Source organism: Rhodopseudomonas faecalis (assembly GCF_003217325.1).
GTDB classification, from domain to species: domain Bacteria; phylum Pseudomonadota; class Alphaproteobacteria; order Rhizobiales; family Xanthobacteraceae; genus Rhodopseudomonas; species Rhodopseudomonas faecalis.
In genome coordinates, this window is sequence record NZ_QJTI01000008.1 from 146884 (window position 1) to 160763 (window position 13880).

Consider the following 13880-nt stretch of genomic DNA (forward strand, 5'->3'; position numbering starts at 1 on the left):
GTCGAACGCCGGGCTATTGCATGCCCTTCCGGCACTTCTTGGCAAGCGTGGCTGAGACGAACTTTTCCCCTTTCGTCATGTCGGCGCGCTTTTCCACCATGTAGTGCCTAGCAGTCATGCTTCTCGCAGCTGGCATCCTGCAACGCGTGGTTCTGGAGGCGGTCGCGGATTTCCTTCGAGATCCTCGCCTTGCCGGTCACCGTCTTGAATGTCCGGCGCAGGTCCTTGCCTCAATTTAGCAAGGAAGACGTCCACCAAACATGGGGCTATTCACCTTCCAGCCTCACGGAGCGACGCAGCAATATCGCTGATCGAGCGAAACAGGACCAGTTCATCATCTCTGGTAGGCTCAAATCCTCGGCGCTGCCAGAATTCGGCAGCCTCCCCGTCGACGGCGTTGACCATCAATGCCCGCCCACCGATCAGCGATGCGGCCTGAACGCACCGTTGGAGGGCGTGCTTCACAAGGCCAGTCCCGATGCCCAACCCGGCCGAGCCGATATCGGTCGCGAGCTGACCAAGCAGCATGCAGGGAATTGGACTAGGCGGCTGCCCCGTCCGGATGGAGCGCGGTAGCACCGATGGCACAACGGCTGTTGGTGCAAGGCCGTAATATCCCACTACACGCCCTGCCTCATGCACGACGAGAACGGCGGTAAAGCCCTTCTGCTGATTGGAGAGCGCGCGGGTTTTCAGCCAGTGGTCGAGCGTCGGCTTGCCACAGGAAAACTGGGAAACATCGTGGGCGGCGGAAAGCAGCTCGGGTCCTGAAAGCAGCAAGGGATTACCGCTTCGCCGCGTAGCCGGGCTCCCACGGCGCAGGCCGCTTCAGCACTTCAACCATCTCCGGAACAGGAGCGGCCGGGCGCGACAGCACATCCATGAACTGAGCAAAGCCTTCCGGGCTCATCCGGATCAGGCCCTGCTCCATGACGACCTCCTCGGCCGCGCGCACAGCGGCATCTCGCACGAAATCGGTGCGCGAGCGGCCGCGCAGGCTGGCGGCGCGATCGATCATGGCAACATCCGCTTCGGGCAGACGCATCGAGATCGGATATTCCTTGCGTTCGGCAGTGTTGCCCATGGCGAGTCTCCTTAGTCGGAAGATAGCGCCTTGTATCTCTAATTACAATACGATAAAGTCTCATTTGCAAGCAACAGCTTCCGAGGGACCAGCAACGAGGCAAAAGATGACGGCGACATCGAGCGATTCCGACAGGTCATTTTACTCTGCCATGGCACGCCATGTTACGCCGCCGCACGCCATAACGCGCATTGGCACACTGAACGCCGCCAAATGTTCGCCCGCAAATTTCGTTGCTAATGCCGGGCATGGGACGAATGCTGTCAGTTATGACCTTGCGAGCCCCACAAAACACAGCAAAGATGACAGTAGCCGAGCGCGAAGCGCTGCTCGAATCTTTGCTGCTGGACGCGCCGGAGTTGATGTTTACGCCGTGCGGCAGTCCCGACCCTCGCCTTCTGCGTCTGGTCGGCATCCTGGCAAAGCAGGCGGCACGGGAATGCTTTGCAGAGGAAGTGAAGTTGTCCAGGCAAAGGGGGAAGCGCACCTCCTGATGCGGATGGGAGCAATGTTTTGAAAGTCGCGATCTACGCCCGTTATTCTTCTGACAATCAACGCGACGCTTCCATCGCCGACCAGCTTCGCATGTGCCGCCTCCATGCCGAAAAGCAGGGCTGGCACGTCATCGAAGAATATACGGACCACGCGATTTCAGGAGCATCCCTGATCCGTCCGGGCATCCAGGCCCTGATGACCGACGCCATGAGCGGCCGGTTCGACGTGATCCTCTCTGAGGCGATGGATCGCCTCTCGCGTGATCAGGAAGACATCGCCGGCATCTTCAAACGCATGTCCTATGCGGATGTGAAGATGTTCACCTTGTCTGAAGGCGAGGTCAGCCATCTGCATGTCGGTCTGAAGGGCACGATGAATGCCCTCTTCCTTAAAGATCTTGCTGACAAGACCCGCCGCGGCCAGCGCGGCCGTGTCGAGGCTGGCAAATCGGGTGGCGGCAATTCCTATGGCTACGATGTGGTCAAGAAGCTGGACGTCAATGGCGAACCCATTCGCGGCGACCGCACCATCAACGAAGACCAGGCCGCCGTCGTTCTCCGCATCTTCCGCGACTACGCCGCCGGTAAGTCGGCAAAGACCATCGCTTTTGCACTGAACAAGGACGGCATTCCGGCCCCTTCGGGCGGCGACTGGGGTTTCAGCACGATCAACGGCAACCCGAAGCGTGGCAACGGCATCCTCAATAATGAGATGTATGTCGGCAAGATCGTCTGGAACCGCCAGCGCTTCGTAAAGGACCCGAACACCGGAAGGCGGCAGGCGCGCCCCAACCCGGAATCGGAATGGGTCATCCAGGAGACGCCAGAGCTCCGGATCCTCGACGACGATCTCTGGAATGCTGTGAAGGCACGGCAGGAGAAGAACAAGCTCACCCGCGACGATAACGGCAACACAGATGTCCGCACCGTCAATCACCGGCGGCGTCCCAAATACCTCTTCTCGGGCCTAACCAAATGTTCATGCTGTGGTGGCGGGTACTCCGCGATCTCGGCAACGCTGATCGGATGCTCGACAGCTCGCAACAAAGGCACCTGCGACAACCGGGTCAATATCCGCCGCGACGAGTTGGAATCGCGCGTGCTGAATGCGCTGCGCACCCGACTCGTTGACCCTGAGCTGTTTGCCCATTTCTGCGAGGTATTCACGCAAGAGATGAACCGCCTGCGGATGGAAGGCCGCGCCGGTATTGCCTCAGCCGAAGCCGAGATCGCGAAGATTGATCGGGAACTGACGAAGCTGCTGACTGCAATTAAATCCGGCGGGCCGATTGAAGCGATCGTGGAAGACATGAAGCAGCTTGAAGCCCGTAAGGTGGAACTGAAGCACTTCCTCGCCGAAGCGGAGGAGCCGCCGCCCCTGCTACACCCGAGCATGGCGCTGCAATATCGCAAGCGCATCCAGCAGCTCTACGAGTCGCTTCAGGATGAAGAAGAGGGCAAGCGGGTAGAGGCAGCCGACACAATTCGCTCGTTGGTGGATCAGATCGTGCTGACGCCTGTTGAGGGCAAGGTGGAGATCGACGTTCAAGGCGATCTTGCTGGAATCCTTACGATTTCCACGCAAAGCAAAAACCCCGCAGCGGGCGCTACGGGGTTGCAAGTAAAGATGGTTGCGGGGGCTGGATCTAATCTTCACTTGTTGCCCGAGCAAGTAAAGATGGTTGCGGGGACCGGCATCGATCACAACTTGCAATCGACGCCGGTAAAGATGGTTGCGGGAGTAGGATTTGAACCTACGACCTTCAGGTTATGAGCCTGACGAGCTACCGGGCTGCTCCATCCCGCGATAAACCGGTGCAATCCTCACAACACCTCAAAAACGAGTTTGGCACGCCAAACTGGCGCGACATTCCCATCTGGAGGCTTCCTGGGAGGACATCCGCGCCCGGGGGCTGCGGTGCGAGGGGTGTGTAGCAATGCTGAGCGGGTTTGGGAAGCCCCGTGGGCGGAATTTTTCAAGAAATATGACGAAGGCCCGGCGGCCGGCGCGGTTTCCATTGCCCGGCGCTGCAACTCCTGCGAACATTGTCCGTAAGCCGGCATGCGATCGGCCCTGGAAACGCAGACACAAGCAGGCCGCGAGGGCTCCATGGACCAGTCCGTGCACAGTTTTGGGCGCAGGGCGCTCGACGATTCGTTCCATCGCATGGTCGAGGCGTCGCGGCAGCAGCCCCCGCCCCCGCTCGCCACCCGGCTCGACCGGCTGGCGCGGCTGCGCGCGCTGATCAGCGACAATGAACAAAGGTTCGCCGCGGCGATCTCGGCCGATTTCGGCCATCGCTGCGCGATCGAGACCCTGATCGCCGAAACGCTGTTTCTGCTCGGCGAGCTCAAGCACACCAGCAAGCATCTGAAAAACTGGATGGCGCCCAAGTCGGTGTCGACCCAGCTGCAATTCTGGCCGGCAAGCAACCGGCTGCTGCCGCAGCCGCTCGGCGTGGTCGGCATCATCGCGCCCTGGAATTATCCGCTGCAGCTGACGCTGGCACCGGCGATCGGCGCGATCGCCGCCGGCAATCTGGTGATGATCAAGCCGAGCGAATTGTCGCCGCGCTTTGCCGCGCTGCTGCAGGAGACCGTGGCGGCGACATTCGAGCCGACCGAACTCTTGGTGACCGGGATCGAGGACGATATTGCCCCCGCCTTCGCGGCGCTGCCATTCGATCATCTGGTGTTCACCGGCTCGACCCGGGTCGGCCGCATTGTCGCCGAAGCGGCCGGGCGCAATCTCACCCCGGTGACGCTGGAGCTCGGCGGCAAATCGCCGACCATCATCGATCGCTCTGCCGACCTTGATGTGGCGGCGCAGCGCATCGCCTATGCCAAGCTGATGAATGCCGGCCAGACCTGCATCGCGCCCGATTATGCGCTGGTGCCGCGCGACAAGGTCCAGGATTTTGCCGCCAGAGTGCAGCGGCACATGATCGCGATGTTCGGTGAGAACCCGGGCAATCCGGATTACACCGCGATCATTGCCGACAAGCATTATGTGCGGCTCGAAGGGCTGTTGGCCGACGCCAAGGCGCAAGGCGCTTCCGTGCTGCAATCGGCGACGCCGGACAATGCCGCCTGGCGCTCGGTGCGCAAATTCCCGCCCACGGTGCTGACTGGCGTCACCCCCGACATGAAGATCATGCAGGAGGAGATTTTTGGGCCGCTGCTGCCGGTGCTTGGCTATGACGACCCAAGCGAGCCAATCGCCTTCATCAATGGCCGCGACCGGCCGCTGGCGCTGTATTGGTTCGGCAGCAACGACGCCGCGCGCGACGAGGTGCTGGCGCGCACCGTGTCGGGCGGCGTCACCATCAATGATTGCCTGGTGCATTTTGCGCAGATCAACCAGCCGATGGGCGGGGTCGGCGCGTCGGGCATCGGCGCCTATCACGGCCAATGGGGCTTTGACACGTTCAGCCACTTGAAGCCGGTGTTCTACCGATCGCCCTACAACCGGCTTGCCGATCTCTATCCGCCCTATGGCGCTAAGATCGCGCGGCTCGCCAAGCTGCTGCGCTTGCTGTCCTGATCGGGCCAGCGCCAATGCTGCCGACGGCGCAGCCGCGCCGCGGCCAATAACAACAACACCACAACGATTCAAAAAAACGATTCAAAAAAAGAGCGTCCTCAGGGGAGGAAACATGAGCGATACGTTCGACTTCATCGTGGTCGGCGGCGGCTCGGCAGGCTGCGCGGTGGCCGGCCGTTTATCCGAAGACCCTGCAACCTCGGTGGCGCTGCTGGAAGCCGGCGGCCGCGGCGATAGCTGGCTGGTGAAAACGCCCTATGCGCTGTCGCTGATGGTGCCGAGCAAGCTCAACAATTGGCATTTCGAGTCGGTGCCGCAGCGCGGCCTCAACGGCCGCATCAGCTATCAGCCGCGCGGCAAGACGCTGGGCGGTTCATCGGCGATCAATGCCATGATCTATATCCGCGGCCACAAATGGGACTATGACCATTGGGCGTCGCTCGGCAACACCGGCTGGTCCTATGCCGACGTGCTGCCTTACTTTAAACGCTCCGAAAACAACGCGGTGTTCAATGGCGAGTATCACGGCCAGAGCGGGCCGCTGCACGTCAGCAATGTCAGCACCGACAATCCGTCGCACGACATCTATCTGCAGGCGGCGCGCGAAGCCCAGTTCCGGATTCGCGAGGATTTTAACGGCGAGGAGCAGGAGGGGCTCGGCCTCTATCAGGTGACCCAGCATAATGGCGAGCGCTGGAGCGCAGCGCGCGCCTACATCCATCCGGTGATGGGCAAGCGCGCCAATCTGCGGGTCGAGACCAAGGCCATCACCACCCGCATTCTGTTTCAGGGCAAGCGCGCGATCGGCGTGGAATTCCGCCAGGGCGATCAGCTGCGCAAGTTATTCGCGCGGCGCGAAGTAATCCTGTCGGCCGGCGCATTTCAGAGCCCGCAACTCTTGATGCTGTCCGGCATCGGCGAAGCCACCATGCTCGCCGCCCATGGCCTGCCGGTGCTGCACCATCTGCCCGGCGTCGGCCAGAATCTGCAGGACCATCCCGATTTCATCTTCGCCTATCAGAGCGACAAGCCGTGGTTCACCGGCTTCTCGCTGCCGGCGCTGATGCGCGTGCTGCTGTCGATCGGCAGCTATCGGCGCGAAGGCCGCGGCCAGCTCACCACCAATTTCGCCGAATGCGGCGGTTTTCTCAAAACAAGGCCCGATCTCGACATTCCCGACATCCAGCTGCATTTCGGCACGGCGATGGTCGAGGATCACGGCCGCAAACGGCGGCTCGCCACGGGCTTCTCCTGCCATGTCTGTTTGTTGCGACCCAAGAGCCGGGGCAGCGTTGCGCTGCGCAGCGCCGATCCCACCGCCGCGCCGCTGATCGATCCCAATCTGCTCGGCGAAGCCGATGATCTGGAATCGATGGTGGCGGCGTTCAAGACCACGCGGCGGCTGATGGAAACCCCGGCGCTACGCGCGCTGCAACAGAAGGACCTGTTCACCGCCGATGTGAACACCGACGACGACATCCGCGCCATTCTGCGCGCCCGAGTCGATCACGTCTATCACCCGGTCGGCACCTGCAAGATGGGCGTCAATGACGAGATGGCGGTGGTCGATCCCAAGCTCAAAGTCTATGGCATCAACGGGCTGCGCGTGGTCGATGCCTCGGTGATGCCGACGCTGATCGGAGGCAACACCAATGCGCCGGCGATCATGATCGGCGAAAAAGCCGCCGACATGATCCGCAACGAGCTGCGCATGAATTGATGCCTCGGGAGAGGTGGGACGCGCGTTGCCGGATCAAGCGGCGCGCGACGAGCTTTCGCTATGTCAGCGTAAAGCCGCCGTCGACCGTGATCACGCTGCCGGTCATGTAGCGCGAGGCGTTTGAAGCGAGCAGCAGGATCGCGCCATCGAGATCGTCCTCGCGGCCGACCCGGCGCTGCGGAATGCGCTTGGCCAGTTTTTCGCCGGCCGGCGTCGCCCACAGATCATGGTTGATCTCGGTGTCGATATAGCCTGGCGCCAGCGCGTTGACGCGGATGTTGTGCGCGGCAAATTCCAAGGCCAGCGCCTTGGTGGCCTGGATCATTGCCGCCTTGGAAATCGCGTAGGACGACAGCCCCTTCATTACGCCGAGCCCGAGCACCGAGGCGATGTTGATGATATTGCCGCCCTGCCCGCGCTGCGCCATGCGCCGCGCCATTTCGGTGGCGGCGAAATAGCCGCCCTTGAGATTGACACCCAGCACCGCATCCCAATCGGCGGCGCTGTGCTCGAGCGCCAGCTTCTCGGCCGCAATGCCGGCATTGTTGATCAGCACAGTGATCGCGCCGAGCTTGGCCTCGGCGGCATCGATGGCCGGGGCGATCGACGCCAGATCGCTGACATCCATCGCAACCGCGGCGGCGCGGCCGCCAGCGGCGATGATCTCAGCCTCAAGCTGTTGCAGCTTACCGATCTGACGGGCCGCCAATACCACTGCCGCGCCGTGCGACGCCAACACGTGGGCAAATTGCTTGCCGAGCCCCTGCGACGCCCCGGTGATCAGGACGGTTTCTTTACGGACGTCGAATATCCCGGACATGGGCGCCTCCCGATGATCATTGCCGCACTGATAGCGCGCCTGATCGGCGAAGCAAACGACACGACAGCCGGGCAGATCAAGCCCGACGAATTTCGACCGGACCAGGGGAGCAACATGCCGATGAACAGCTTTGATGCCGTGGTCTATGCGGCGCTGGCACTCGGCATTGCGTTCGGGTTCAAATCGGGGCTGCTGCGCAGCGCCGCCACCATTATCGGCTATCTGATCGCGATGCCGGTGGCGCTGTGGATCACGTCCTTTGTCGCGCCGCGGCTCGACCATGGCGCCGGCCTGCCGCCGCTGCAAAACTCGCTGCTATTCATCGTGGTGTTCGTGCTGTGCGGCATGGCGTTCGGCGGCCTGCTGCGGCTGGCGATCGATGATCTCACCGGCCAACAGATCGGGGTCGCCGACCGGATCGGCGGCGCCGCGCTCGGCGCGGTGCGGATCGTGCTGGTGGCGATCACCATGGTGCTGGTGTTCGACACGCTGTTGCCGCCGCGGGTGACGCCGTCTTTCCTGGTGGGCTCGCAGCTGCGTCCGCTGTTGTCCCAGGCCGGACAGCTCGGCTTCAAAAAGCTGCCGCCGGAAGCCACGAGCTATATCGAACAGCTCAAGCGCACGCAGCGCATCCCCCGCGCCGCTTGCCGCGCGTGCCTAGGCACAGCGCGGCGGCCTGATGTAGCCTGACAGTTTGCCCGTCAATGTCAGGAGGAAACCGTGGATCTGGGTATTAAAGGCCGGCGCGCTTTGGTGTGCGCTTCCAGCAAGGGGTTGGGCCATGCCTGCGCCGCGGCACTGGCTGCGGAAGGCGTCCACGTCACCATGACAGCACGCGGCGCCGAGGCGCTGGCCAAGGCCGCTGCGGAACTGCGGCGGCTTTATCCCGAGGTCGAGATCATCGAAGTCGCCGGCGACATCACCACGCCGGAAGGACGCGCCGCGGCGCTCGCCGCCTGCCCCGCGCCGGACATTCTGATCAACAATGCCGGCGGGCCGCCGCCCGGCGATTTCCGCAATTGGGGCCGCGACGATTGGATCAAGGCGCTCGATGCCAACATGCTGACGCCGATCGAGCTGATCAAAGCCACGGTCGATGGCATGGTGGAACGGCACTTTGGCCGGATCGTCAACATCACCTCGGCGGCGGTGAAGGCGCCGATCGACGTGCTCGGCCTGTCCAATGGTGCGCGCACCGGACTGACGGGCTTCGTCGCCGGACTGGCGCGCAAAACCGTGCGCCACAACGTCACCATCAACGCGCTGCTACCGGGCCCGTTCGACACCGACCGGCTGCGCAGCGTCGCCGCGGCGCAGGCCAAGGCCGCGGGCGTTCCGGTGCAGCAGATCTTGCGCACACGTATGGCAGAAAACCCGGCCGGCCGCTTTGGTGATCCAGCCGAGTTCGGCCAGGCCTGCGCGTTTCTGTGCGGCGCCAAGGCCGGCTACATCACCGGCCAGAACCTGCTGATGGATGGCGGGGCATTTCCAGGAACGCTGTAGTCACCAAGCTGGCGTCGGCAAGAAAAAAAGGCGATCACGGCTTGCCGTGATCGCCTAAACCCGAGCGGGATGGGGACGCTCAGGTCGTTGGAGCTCAGGTCGTTGGAGCTCAGGTCGTTGGAGCTCAGGTCGTTGGAGATCAGGTCGTTGGAGATCAGGTCGTTGGAGATCAGGTCTTGGGCATGGCCGACATCACGATCCGAACCAGATCGGTGGCGTTCTTGGCACCGAGTTTCTTCATGATGTTGGCGCGATGATACTCGATGGTGCGCGGGCTGATGCCGAGCTGCCGGCCGGCTTCCTTATTGGTATTGCCCGCCGAAAACAGCTCCAGCACCTCGCGTTCGCGCATGGTCAGCGGTTCACGCCCAGGGAAATTCAAGGTCGGCACCTTGAGAGCCGAGCCCGCGGCACGACGCCGCGAAAACGCTTCGATCGCTTCTTCGACCCGCGTCACAATTTCTGAGCCACGGAATGGCTTCTCGATGAAATCGAGCGCGCCATTCTTGATGGCATTGACTGCCATCGCGATATCGCCCTTGCCCGAAATCATGAAGATCGGCGCCGGATATTGCTCGGCATGCAGCTCTTCGAGAATGTCGAGACCCGAGCGGCCGGGAATGTGGACATCAAGCAGAATGCAAGCCGGACAGCGGGTGCGCGCCACTGCCAGCAACGCATCACCATCAGCAAAACAGATCGATTGATACCCTGCGGCCGACAACACAATCGACAGCGTTTCCCGCACCGCCGGGTCGTCATCGACCACGAAAATTTCGCGCGCTGGTGTATTTGCATCCATGATCTCTACTCCGTGATCAGATTAGCCGAGTCGCGCAACCAGAAAAGCCTCGTAATCATACGGGTCATAGTCTTAACCTAAAGATAGCATGAAATCAGGACAACTACTTACTGTCGCTTCAAAATAAAGCGCTCAGTATGTTCCGTTTTGAACAGATGAACCGGGGATGACAGACGCAGTACTGATCGAAAGTGTTAGATATGATCCGGCATCTGATCTGCTCGGCTCGACAACCCTCTGATCGAGCTTGGAGACCGCCAATCTAGGCTCAGCAAACGGCACGCACTCGGACATCGAGCGCGGCGAGCCTGCGTCCCTAAGGGCGAAGCACACAGCAACGGCAGCAGCCGGCGTCGGCGCGGCTGCCACACCTCGAGCGTCGAGACAGCGGAATGAATGAATCGTCTCCCCGACCTTCCACATTGAAATCGCTGTTCACGCGATTTCTGCAAAACACCGCTGACGATGACCCGTCCGTCAGCGCTGCGCCAAGCGTCACGCCGCCGCCCGCGGTATCAGCCGCGCAGAGCACGACGCTCGCGGTGCCGCGCGCTACCTATGATGCAATGGCTGACGAAATCGGCGCGGAAGCGGTCGAGGAAATCGCCAAGGTTTTTGTCCGGGACACCGAAACAAGGCTCAAAATGTTCGAGAGCACTGCGCTCGACAGCGCGCGCGACACCATTCAGCGCGAGGCCCACTCGCTGAAAAGCGCCGCGGGAACTTTTGGCCTGTTCGAACTGGCCGATGCCGCGCGCGAGCTGGAAAACAACGCGCATGAGCTTGATGCGACCGGCTATCGTACCCTGACCGGCCGGCTACGTTCGCTGTTCGACCAGGCGCGCACCGTCGGTGCCGGCACTGATCAGCTGATACTGCTGACCACCGGGTGAACCGTCGGCGCGGCCGTTGTTCGATGCGCTATCGACCACACGGCCGCCGGTCTGCGGATTGCGTGGCAGCCAAACAAGCCGCTATCGCTATCAATGATGAAAACTCGGCAGATCGCGCGCTGACCATCCTGTGAGTTTGTCGAACCGACAAAACGCATGACCGCGCGGTTCCGCTCAGGGAACCGGCAGGGCCCGCACTAAGCGTGCTTGCGTTCCGGGATTCGCAGCAGGCTGTCGCGCACCCGGCGTTCCCAATTGTCGGTCCACTGCAGGAACTCGCTGCGCGGCAGCGCCTTCGAGATCGCATAGCCCTGCCCGATATGGCAGCCGATCGACTCCAGCGCCCACAGCGTTTCGAGATCCTCGATGCCCTCGGCGACCGCCTTCATGTTGTAAGCGCGCGCGATCGCGACCGCGGAGGTCACCACCTTCCACAGATCCTGATCGACCAGGCAGCCCTTGATGAAGGTGCGGTCGATCTTGAGTTCGCAGAACGGCATCTGCGCCAGCACCGACATCGAGGAATAGCCGGTGCCAAAATCGTCCATCGAAATGCCAAAGCCCTTGATCCGCAGCCGCAGCAGCGTGTCCATCGCCTTGGCGACGTCGCTCATCGCGGTGGTCTCGGTGACTTCGATCATCAGCGAGCTACCAGGAACCTTGCGGTCGACCAGGATGGTCTCGACATCCTCAGGAACGGTCGGGTCCGCCAACAGCGTCGCCGAGAAATTCACCGCGGCCGAAAAGCCCGGCACAGTCGGCAGCAGATCGCGGGTCAGCTCCGTTGCTTCGCGCAGCATCAAGAGCGTCAGCGGCTTGATCAGCCCGGCTTCTTCAGCCAGCGAGATGAAGCGATCGGGCGCAACCATGCCGAATTTCGGCGAATTCCAGCGCGCCAGCGCTTCACAGCCGACCAGCTTGCCGGTGGTCAGCAATATTTTGGGCTGGAACATCGCGAAGATCTCGCCATTGGCGAAACCTTCCTTCAAATCATCGATGGTGATCACGTCAGTCTTGCGCGGCTCGGCGCAGCGCATCGATTTGCAGTCGCAAGGCTGCACCATCAGCGCCTCGCGCAGCGCTTTCAGCTCGATCGGTTTTGGCAGCGACACGGCATCACAAGCGCCGGCGCTATGCGCCAATCGAACGGCAGCGTTGAGGATGCGCTGTTCGCAGCCCGAGATCACGATCACGCGGGGCATTTCCGGCAATCCCGACAACAGCCGGATCAGTTCAATGCCGTCGCGCTCGCCGAGCGCCAGATCGATGGTGACGTGGCTGAAGCGATGGCTGGTGAGCGCGGCGGCCGCGCTTTCATAGCTTTGCGCGAACACGGCCGCATAGCCGATGCGGCTGCAGACATCCTTGATCAGCTGTCCTTGAATGGGATCATCGTCAACAATCAGAACTGATTGTTTCGGCTGAACAATCGTGGAGTCCGGCATTGCAGCGCTCCCAAAAGCGGAGCGGCTCCGGCGCTTTTTGCCGCAGCTCGCAACCGTTTTCGACAGGATCAAGGTTAGGCGTGGCGCGTGAACGAAGGGTAATGCCGATCGCCGAGATGTCGGGGTATCTCACAAAATTCGCCGAAAAGCCGTCAGGCTTCCAGCTGTTCTTCGCGCCTCGGCTTGGTCTTGCCCTTGCTCTTCAGAAAGCGAACGTCGATCTCCGATCCGTTCACACGGATCAGTTCGCAGCGCCGATAGGCGAGACCGGTCGATGACAGCAGCAGGAAGAACTCCTTGAGGTTGAGCCCTTCGATCGACCCCTCAAGTTCCAGCTCGGCATCGACCGCCGAGACCGCCTTCAGGATGCAGTTGCGGCGCCAGGTGCCATCGATCCCCATGATCCAGACGTTGTAGCCACGACCAAACGTGACTCGTTCTGGAGCAGCATTTTCGGTCGCCATAGCAACCTCCTGCTATCGCCCTGCGACCGCGCTCGTCTTCAAGGAGGGAGCGAGCAGCGAAGCAGTAGCGGTTGGCGCGCGGGCCGCACCGACGTTCGGCAGATAGACGCCGCGACGCTGCGGACAGACCCGGTACGCGTCCGTCAAGCCTACCACAGTTTCTGCGGCGCCGAGAAATAGATAACCGTCGGGCTCATTGGCCTTCATCAGCCGGTTGAAGATATCGGTCTTGGTGGCCTGATCGAAGTAGATCAGCACGTTGCGGCAGAAGATCACGTCGAACTTGCCGAGCGGTGCAAAGTCCTGCAGCAGGTTGAACTGACGGTACTGCACCATCGACTTGGTATCGGCGTTGAGCTGCCACATGGTCCCGACCTGCTTGAAATGCTTGACCAGCATCTGGATCGGCAGGCCGCGCTGCACCTCGAACTGGGTGTAGAGACCGGACTTGGACTTTTCGAGCACTTCCGGCGACAGGTCGGTGGCGATGATCTCGACGCGCCAGCCGGCCAGTTCGCCCGCCATGTCCTTGAGGATCATCGCCAGCGAATAAGGCTCCTGCCCGGTGGACGCCGCCGCACACCAGATGCGCAGCGATTTGCGATTGGCGCGCGCCTTGATCAGTTCCGGGATGACGCTGTTCTTGAAGTGATCGAACGGCGTCTTGTCGCGGAAGAAGAAGGTCTCGTTGGTGGTCATCGCTTCGACCACGTCGCGGATGGTCGATTCCGAACCGGAGCGCATCTTTTGCACCAGCTCCGGAATGCCCGGCAGATTCATCTTGCGCGCCAGCGGCAACAGCCGGCTTTCCAGCAGATATTTCTTGTCCGACGACAGCATCAGACCGGAACGTTCCTTCAGAATCTTCTGAAGATAGTCGTAATCAAGCGGCGTCATGATGCTTTCCCTGATGCGATCCGGTTCCGGCGAGCTTCGACAATTAAGCGGCTTGTGCAGTCGATGACAGTTCCAGCACCTTATCGACGTCGAGGACGACCATGAGCTGGCCGTTGAGCCTGTGGACGCCGGAGGCCATGGTGGCCATGCGGGGGTCGAGGTTGACGGGGTTGGTCTCGCGGCTGTCGTCGGGCAGTTTCAGCACTTCGCCGAT

14 protein-coding genes, 1 tRNA gene and 3 pseudogenes are annotated in these 13880 nt (G+C 61.7%); 7 read left to right on the top strand and 11 right to left on the bottom strand.

Going from position 1 to position 13880, the window contains the following annotated elements; translation table 11 throughout:
* Positions 1-13: 13 nt before the first annotated feature.
* The 3 genes and pseudogenes from BJ122_RS19820 to BJ122_RS08835 form a co-directional block, all read right to left on the bottom strand.
* A pseudogene (locus tag BJ122_RS19820) lies at positions 14-227 on the bottom strand (site-specific integrase); the annotation flags it as partial.
* Positions 228-270: 43 nt separating this feature from the next.
* Complete coding sequence (locus tag BJ122_RS08830) at positions 271-780, bottom strand: GNAT family N-acetyltransferase (protein ID WP_110780701.1); 510 nt, start codon at positions 778-780, stop codon at positions 271-273.
* Between the two features lie 4 nt (positions 781-784).
* The gene (locus tag BJ122_RS08835) at positions 785-1084 is read right to left on the bottom strand and encodes a type II toxin-antitoxin system TacA family antitoxin (RefSeq protein ID WP_010335689.1); all 300 of its coding nucleotides are present in this window, start codon (positions 1082-1084) and stop codon (positions 785-787) included.
* A 302-nt stretch (positions 1085-1386) separates the two neighbouring features.
* Here BJ122_RS08835 and BJ122_RS08840 point away from each other — a divergent pair, with 302 nt between their 5' ends.
* Both BJ122_RS08840 and BJ122_RS19575 read left to right on the top strand, forming a co-directional pair.
* Positions 1387-1578, top strand: a complete 192-nt coding sequence (locus BJ122_RS08840; protein ID WP_110780725.1) for a hypothetical protein — start codon at positions 1387-1389, stop codon at positions 1576-1578.
* Between the two features lie 19 nt (positions 1579-1597).
* Positions 1598-2635, top strand: a pseudogene (locus BJ122_RS19575) (recombinase family protein); the annotation flags it as partial.
* Between the two features lie 324 nt (positions 2636-2959).
* On the opposite strand, the gene BJ122_RS19580 reads toward BJ122_RS19575, so the two are convergent.
* Complete coding sequence (locus tag BJ122_RS19580) at positions 2960-3292, bottom strand: hypothetical protein (protein ID WP_245407665.1); 333 nt, start codon at positions 3290-3292, stop codon at positions 2960-2962.
* Positions 3293-3308: 16 nt separating this feature from the next.
* Positions 3309-3385: transfer RNA gene (locus tag BJ122_RS08850), tRNA-Met, on the bottom strand.
* A 303-nt stretch (positions 3386-3688) separates the two neighbouring features.
* Here BJ122_RS08850 and BJ122_RS08855 point away from each other — a divergent pair.
* Together BJ122_RS08855 and BJ122_RS08860 are read left to right on the top strand one after the other, a co-directional pair.
* Entirely contained in the window at positions 3689-5122 is a 1434-nt protein-coding gene (locus tag BJ122_RS08855; RefSeq protein WP_110780702.1) for a coniferyl aldehyde dehydrogenase, read from the top strand.
* Between the two features lie 112 nt (positions 5123-5234).
* Complete coding sequence (locus tag BJ122_RS08860) at positions 5235-6842, top strand: GMC family oxidoreductase (RefSeq protein ID WP_110780703.1); 1608 nt, start codon at positions 5235-5237, stop codon at positions 6840-6842.
* Between the two features lie 58 nt (positions 6843-6900).
* Here the strand turns inward: BJ122_RS08860 and BJ122_RS08865 are convergent, their stop codons facing one another.
* Entirely contained in the window at positions 6901-7662 is a 762-nt protein-coding gene (locus BJ122_RS08865) for an SDR family oxidoreductase (protein WP_110780704.1), read from the bottom strand.
* A gap of 12 nt (positions 7663-7674) precedes the next feature.
* Between BJ122_RS08865 and BJ122_RS08870 the strand changes: the two genes are divergently transcribed.
* Positions 7675-8352, top strand: coding sequence for a CvpA family protein (locus BJ122_RS08870; protein ID WP_347337803.1), 678 nt, complete (start codon positions 7675-7677; stop codon positions 8350-8352).
* Positions 8353-8382: 30 nt separating this feature from the next.
* Positions 8383-9165, top strand: coding sequence for an SDR family oxidoreductase (locus BJ122_RS08875; protein ID WP_110780705.1), 783 nt, complete (start codon positions 8383-8385; stop codon positions 9163-9165).
* Between the two features lie 169 nt (positions 9166-9334).
* Here the strand turns inward: BJ122_RS08875 and BJ122_RS08880 are convergent, their stop codons facing one another.
* The gene (locus tag BJ122_RS08880) at positions 9335-9967 is read right to left on the bottom strand and encodes a response regulator transcription factor (RefSeq protein ID WP_110780706.1); all 633 of its coding nucleotides are present in this window, start codon (positions 9965-9967) and stop codon (positions 9335-9337) included.
* A gap of 566 nt (positions 9968-10533) precedes the next feature.
* Between BJ122_RS08880 and BJ122_RS08885 the strand changes: the two genes are divergently transcribed.
* On the top strand, positions 10534-10860 hold the full coding sequence (locus tag BJ122_RS08885) for an Hpt domain-containing protein (protein WP_245407666.1): 327 nt from the start codon (positions 10534-10536) through the stop codon (positions 10858-10860).
* A 197-nt stretch (positions 10861-11057) separates the two neighbouring features.
* On the opposite strand, the gene BJ122_RS08890 is transcribed toward BJ122_RS08885, so the two are convergent.
* The 4 genes and pseudogenes from BJ122_RS08890 to BJ122_RS19585 all read right to left on the bottom strand — a co-directional run.
* Complete coding sequence (locus BJ122_RS08890; protein ID WP_110780708.1) at positions 11058-12305, bottom strand: EAL domain-containing response regulator; 1248 nt, start codon at positions 12303-12305, stop codon at positions 11058-11060.
* A 152-nt stretch (positions 12306-12457) separates the two neighbouring features.
* The gene (locus BJ122_RS08895) at positions 12458-12769 is read right to left on the bottom strand and encodes a PilZ domain-containing protein (RefSeq protein ID WP_110780709.1); all 312 of its coding nucleotides are present in this window, start codon (positions 12767-12769) and stop codon (positions 12458-12460) included.
* 12 nt (positions 12770-12781) lie between these two features.
* Complete coding sequence (locus BJ122_RS08900; protein ID WP_110780710.1) at positions 12782-13666, bottom strand: CheR family methyltransferase; 885 nt, start codon at positions 13664-13666, stop codon at positions 12782-12784.
* 43 nt (positions 13667-13709) lie between these two features.
* A pseudogene (locus BJ122_RS19585) lies at positions 13710-13880 on the bottom strand (chemotaxis protein CheW); the annotation flags it as partial.

Coding starts and splice junctions, on each gene's coding strand:
- BJ122_RS08835 (WP_010335689.1), bottom strand. CDS start 1,084: ATGGGCAACACTGCCGAACGCAAGGAATATCCGATCTCGATGCGTCTG.
- BJ122_RS08840 (WP_110780725.1), top strand. CDS start 1,387: ATGACAGTAGCCGAGCGCGAAGCGCTGCTCGAATCTTTGCTGCTGGAC.
- BJ122_RS08855 (WP_110780702.1), top strand. CDS start 3,689: ATGGACCAGTCCGTGCACAGTTTTGGGCGCAGGGCGCTCGACGATTCG.
- BJ122_RS08860 (WP_110780703.1), top strand. CDS start 5,235: ATGAGCGATACGTTCGACTTCATCGTGGTCGGCGGCGGCTCGGCAGGC.
- BJ122_RS08865 (WP_110780704.1), bottom strand. CDS start 7,662: ATGTCCGGGATATTCGACGTCCGTAAAGAAACCGTCCTGATCACCGGG.
- BJ122_RS08870 (WP_347337803.1), top strand. CDS start 7,675: ATGATCATTGCCGCACTGATAGCGCGCCTGATCGGCGAAGCAAACGAC.
- BJ122_RS08880 (WP_110780706.1), bottom strand. CDS start 9,967: ATGGATGCAAATACACCAGCGCGCGAAATTTTCGTGGTCGATGACGAC.
- BJ122_RS08885 (WP_245407666.1), top strand. CDS start 10,534: ATGGCTGACGAAATCGGCGCGGAAGCGGTCGAGGAAATCGCCAAGGTT.
- BJ122_RS08890 (WP_110780708.1), bottom strand. CDS start 12,305: ATGCCGGACTCCACGATTGTTCAGCCGAAACAATCAGTTCTGATTGTT.
- BJ122_RS08895 (WP_110780709.1), bottom strand. CDS start 12,769: ATGGCGACCGAAAATGCTGCTCCAGAACGAGTCACGTTTGGTCGTGGC.
- BJ122_RS08900 (WP_110780710.1), bottom strand. CDS start 13,666: ATGACGCCGCTTGATTACGACTATCTTCAGAAGATTCTGAAGGAACGT.